6 protein-coding genes are annotated in these 4,698 nt (G+C 37.0%); 5 read left to right on the top strand and 1 reads right to left on the bottom strand.

Features of this window, described 5'->3' with window-relative positions; translation table 11 throughout:
- On the top strand, window positions 1-257 hold a 257-nt coding region (gene rpmA, locus ACIQ32_RS11230; RefSeq protein ID WP_396195781.1), incomplete at its 5' end, for a 50S ribosomal protein L27.
- 319 nt (window positions 258-576) lie between these two features.
- Here rpmA and ahcY read toward each other — a convergent pair.
- The gene (gene ahcY / locus ACIQ32_RS11225; protein ID WP_396195780.1) at window positions 577-1,893 is read right to left on the bottom strand and encodes an adenosylhomocysteinase; all 1,317 of its coding nucleotides are present in this window, start codon (window positions 1,891-1,893) and stop codon (window positions 577-579) included.
- Window positions 1,894-2,031: 138 nt separating this feature from the next.
- On the opposite strand from ahcY, the gene ACIQ32_RS11220 reads away from it, so the two are divergent.
- The 4 genes from ACIQ32_RS11220 to ACIQ32_RS11205 form a co-directional block, all read left to right on the top strand.
- Complete coding sequence (locus ACIQ32_RS11220) at window positions 2,032-2,694, top strand: 4'-phosphopantetheinyl transferase family protein (protein ID WP_396195779.1); 663 nt, start codon at window positions 2,032-2,034, stop codon at window positions 2,692-2,694.
- Complete coding sequence (locus ACIQ32_RS11215; protein ID WP_396195778.1) at window positions 2,691-3,404, top strand: geranylgeranylglyceryl/heptaprenylglyceryl phosphate synthase; 714 nt, start codon at window positions 2,691-2,693, stop codon at window positions 3,402-3,404. The genes ACIQ32_RS11220 and ACIQ32_RS11215 overlap by 4 nt, the downstream gene beginning before the upstream one ends.
- Window positions 3,404-4,018, top strand: a complete 615-nt coding sequence (pnuC, locus tag ACIQ32_RS11210) for a nicotinamide riboside transporter PnuC (RefSeq protein WP_396195777.1) — start codon at window positions 3,404-3,406, stop codon at window positions 4,016-4,018. Before ACIQ32_RS11215 ends, pnuC begins: the two co-directional genes overlap by 1 nt.
- The coding region (locus ACIQ32_RS11205) for a DUF4301 family protein (RefSeq protein ID WP_396195776.1) at window positions 3,985-4,698 on the top strand (714 nt) is incomplete at its 3' end. The genes pnuC and ACIQ32_RS11205, both read left to right, overlap by 34 nt.

Below are 4,698 nucleotides of genomic sequence, written 5' to 3'. Positions count from 1 at the left end.
CTCACAAGAAAGGTGTCGGTAGTTCTAAGAATGGTAGAGAATCAGAATCGAAACGTTTAGGCGTTAAGATTTATGGTGGTCAAGCTGCAATTGCTGGTAATATCATCGTTAGACAAAGAGGTTCTAAACACAACCCGGGAGAAAACGTTTACATGGGTAAAGATCATACTTTACATGCAAAGGTTGACGGGATTGTAAAATTCCAGAAAAAAGGTGACAACAAATCATTTGTGTCTATCCTTCCATTCGAGGCATAAGAACAAACTCTTATCAAAATACAAAACCCGTTCAGCAATGAGCGGGTTTTTTGTTCTAGGGAGCGAAAGGTTCGGGCTTTTTTGGTTTCCTTTTTCCCGCTTTACGAGCTACGCGGTAGCTTCTTCAATCGGGGCTAATTGGGATTGGTCTTTTGTGTTTGAATATAATTTCTACAGCAACCTATTCGTTTTTTGAAAATTTTTGCTACCAATATTGCATCCCTAACGGGATGATGGTGACCAGTTTAAAATAAAAAACCCTCGCTTTTCAGCAAGGGTTTTTAACTTCGTACTTTGTACTTTGTATTTCGTACTTTTATTAATATCTGTAATACTCTGGTTTGAAAGGTCCTTGAACTTCCACACCAATGTAAGCTGCTTGTTCTTTATTCAAAGTTTCCAATTCAACGCCTAATTTAGCCAAGTGTAAAGCCGCTACTTTTTCATCTAAATGTTTAGGTAACATGTATACTTCGTTGTTGTAAGCTTCACTGTTGGTCCACAATTCAATTTGAGCTAAAGTTTGGTTGGTAAATGAATTACTCATTACAAAACTTGGGTGACCTGTAGCACAACCTAAGTTCACCAAACGACCTTCGGCCAAAATCAAAATATCATTTCCGTTTACATTGTATTTGTCTACTTGTGGTTTGATTTCCACTTTAGTGTTGCCAAAGTTTTGGTTCAACCAAGCCATGTCAATTTCATTATCAAAGTGACCAATGTTACATACAATGGTTTTGTCTTTTATCGCTTCGAAATGTCTTCCCACTACGATATCTTTGTTACCGGTAGTTGTAATGACGATATCAGCATTAGCGATAACCGTATCTAATTTTTTCACTTCAAATCCGTCCATAGCCGCTTGTAAAGCACAAATCGGATCGATTTCAGTAACAGTTACTATTGAACCTGCACCTCTGAAAGAAGCCGCAGTTCCTTTACCTACGTCACCATATCCGCAAACAACCACTCTTTTTCCGGCCAACATGATATCTGTTGCACGACGAACGGCATCAACAGCCGATTCTTTACAACCGTATTTATTATCGAATTTCGATTTAGTAACTGAATCATTTACGTTAATAGCCGGCATGAATAACGTTCCGTTTTTCATTCTTTCATATAATCTGTGAACTCCGGTTGTAGTTTCTTCCGACAAACCTTTGATGCCCGGAATTAATTCTGGGTAACGATCAAATACCATATTCGTCAAATCACCTCCATCATCCAAAATCATGTTTAATGGTTTTCTGTCTTCGCCAAAAAATAAAGTTTGCTCAATACACCAATCAAAATCTTCTTCATTCAAACCTTTCCAAGCATAAACCTGAATTCCTGCAGCTGCGATTGCCGCAGCAGCCTGATCTTGAGTAGAGAAAATGTTACAAGAGGACCAAGTAACTTCGGCACCCAATGCAATTAAAGTCTCAATCAAAACAGCGGTTTGGATAGTCATGTGAAGACACCCGGCAATACGCGCCCCTTTTAAAGGTTGGCTTGCTCCATATTCTGCACGAAGCGCCATTAATCCCGGCATTTCAGCTTCTGCCAATTCAATTTCTTTTCTTCCCCAAGCTGCCAAGTTAATATCTTTAACTTTGTAAGCTACATAAGGTAATGTTTGTGTACTCATCTATTGTGTATATTTGTTTTAAATAATGTGGTGCAAAATTACGGAATAGAAAAGAATTAAAAAAAACTTTTTTGATTTTTTAGGGATTGTTTAAGTGCTTAATTTTCTGAAAAACAAAGAGATAATTTATAAATACCCATGCCGTTACTAGAAATCAAAGCTTTAAATCAAAACACTTCAAGATACGTTTGGAAAATAAACGAATCCTTCGATGAACTTTTTCGTTCAGTAGCCTTGAGGGATGTTTCTTTAGCCAGATTGGAAGGCATGAAATCCGAAAGCCATCAAAAAGGTTTTCTAAGTGTAAGACGATTGCTTATGGAAGCCGGTTATAATGATTATGACTTGTTTTATGACGAATTCGGGAAGCCACATTTAACCGATGGCAAACACATTTCTATTTCTCATTCTAATGATTTTTCAGTAATAGTAATCAGCGATCTTATGGTTGGAGCAGATTTAGAAATACTAAAAGACAAAACCATAAAATTAGCTCCCCGATTTATGGATGTTTCCCACCTAAAAGATTTATCAGCAACCGATTTGCTCAAAAAAGCAACGGTCGTTTGGGGCATAAAAGAATCGGTTTTTAAAATTAAAAATGAAGTAGGCATCAGCTTCAAAGACCATATTTTTGAAAGCAATTTCAACTTAGAAGAGCAACAATGTAAAGTCGTCTTGAAGTTCAACAATAAAGAAGAATACTTTGATGTTGTTTTCGATTTCATAGAAGATTATGTATTTGTTTGTGCATTTAATTCCGTTTCTTTGAACGATTTTAGTGGTCAAACGCAATCATGAATTCCCTTTATCAAGAAATACAAACGGCAAAAAATCAGCAACGAAAACTTTTAGCCATACTGCTGGATCCCGATAAATTATCGGTAGCATCCATTGGTCTACTGTTTGATAAAATCAATCAATCACCTGCAACACATGTGTTTGTTGGCGGCAGTTCGTTTGAAGGCAACCATTTAAACGAACTGATCAAAATATTAAAAACCCAAACCACATTGCCTATTTTACTTTTCCCCGGGAATCCGGAGCAAATTTCCGAACAAGCCCATGGGATATTATTTTTGCAATTGCTTTCTGGAAGAAATCCGGAGTATCTTATTGAGCATCAAGTTAATGCCGTTCCCATTTTGGAAAAAACCCAACTCGAAGTTATTTCCACCGGCTACATTTTAATCGAAAGCGGAAGTGAAACCGCAGTAGAAAAAGTCAGCCAAACCAAACCCTTGAGCAGGTATAATTTTGACTATGCAGCCCAAACAGCCAAAGCCGGCGAATTCATTGGAAACAAATTGATTTATCTGGAAGCCGGTAGCGGTGCACAGAAAGCAGTGCCATTGGGAATGATAACCGCTGTTGCCCAAAGAATTTCAGTACCTTTAATTGTAGGTGGTGGCATTCGCTCAAGGCAAGCTATTGAAGAGGCATTTACAGCCGGAGCCGATTTAGTTGTAATCGGAACCGCTTTTGAAAGCGACCCAACTTTTTTTGACTGATGGTAGATTTTTTTCTTTCACAATATAATGAAGCCTCAACTCTCCAAATTATTCTGGAGTTTTTGGTGTTTGTATTCGGAATTGCCAGTGTCATCTTAGCCAAAAAAGAAAATATTTGGGTTTATCCAACCGGTTTGATAGCTACAGTTATCACAACCTATTTACTTTACCAAGCAAAATATTTCGGCGACATGACTATGAATGCTTATTATTCTGTTATGAGTATTTATGGCTGGTATAGGTGGTCTTCTAAATCGAATGTACCTAATCTTAAAATTACCAGAACCAATAAACGAGAGAAGCTTATCGGTTTGGCATTCTTTTTACTGACAGTGTTTTTTACCTATATGGTTTACAAGTTTTTTAATTACACTCTTGAAATTCCTAATTATATTGATATTTTTACATCCGGCCTTTTTTTTACAGCGATGTGGTATATGGCGTTGAAAAAAATAGAAAATTGGACGCTATGGATCATAGGTGATTGTATAGTGGTGCCGCTTTTTGCCTACAGAGGTTTAGGAATGTTGTCGTTGCAATATTTGATTTTTACAGTAATTGCCATTTACGGATATTTAGAATGGAAGAACGTTTTACAAGCAAAGAAAGTTTAGCCAAAAATTTCGGAATAACAGAAACCGACTTTGAGCAAATCAAAGCCAAAGGCATTTCTTTGGATAAAATAGAAACCGAATTATTACTGTTTCGATCCGGAATTCCAAAAGTTTCTTTGGAAAGACCGGCAACCATAGGCGACGGAATTCTCAATCTAACCAATGAGAAATTTCAGGAGTTCGCTAATAGTTTCGATTTAAAAAAAACCAATTTAAAACTCAAGAAGTTTGTTCCGGCCTCAGGGGCTGCGAGCAGAATGTTCAAGTTTCTGAATGAGTTTCTAAACGACTTCGACTACGAAAACGAAACCATTAACGCTTACATCAACCGCAAAAAAGACAAAAACTTACCGATTTTTTTAGCCGGAATTGAAAAGTTTCCGTTTTATGAAGAAATCAAATCGGCAGTAAAACAATTGTATCCCGATTACTATTCATTGGAAAGCCATGAAAAAAGTTATCGTTTTATCAAGCTAATGTTGTCTAACGAACATTTTGATTTTGCCAACAAACCAAAAGGAGTACTCGATTTTCATAAATATCACAAGCACATAGCAACTCCGGTTGAAGAGCATTTAAACGAATGTGCCTTTTACGCCTCGTCGAATTCGGTTTCACATTTGCATTTTACGGTTACAGAGCATCACGAAAATCTGTTCAAAGCCATTATTGACAAGGTT

Source organism: Flavobacterium sp., assembly GCF_044373165.1.
In the GTDB taxonomy this organism is placed as follows: Bacteria; Bacteroidota; Bacteroidia; order Flavobacteriales; family Flavobacteriaceae; genus Flavobacterium.
Note: the sequence above shows the minus strand (reverse complement) of the source record. Positions and strands in the feature narration are given on the sequence as shown.

Coding starts and splice junctions, on each gene's coding strand:
- ahcY (WP_396195780.1), bottom strand. CDS start 1,893: ATGAGTACACAAACATTACCTTATGTAGCTTACAAAGTTAAAGATATT.
- ACIQ32_RS11220 (WP_396195779.1), top strand. CDS start 2,032: ATGCCGTTACTAGAAATCAAAGCTTTAAATCAAAACACTTCAAGATAC.
- ACIQ32_RS11215 (WP_396195778.1), top strand. CDS start 2,691: ATGAATTCCCTTTATCAAGAAATACAAACGGCAAAAAATCAGCAACGA.
- pnuC (WP_396195777.1), top strand. CDS start 3,404: ATGGTAGATTTTTTTCTTTCACAATATAATGAAGCCTCAACTCTCCAA.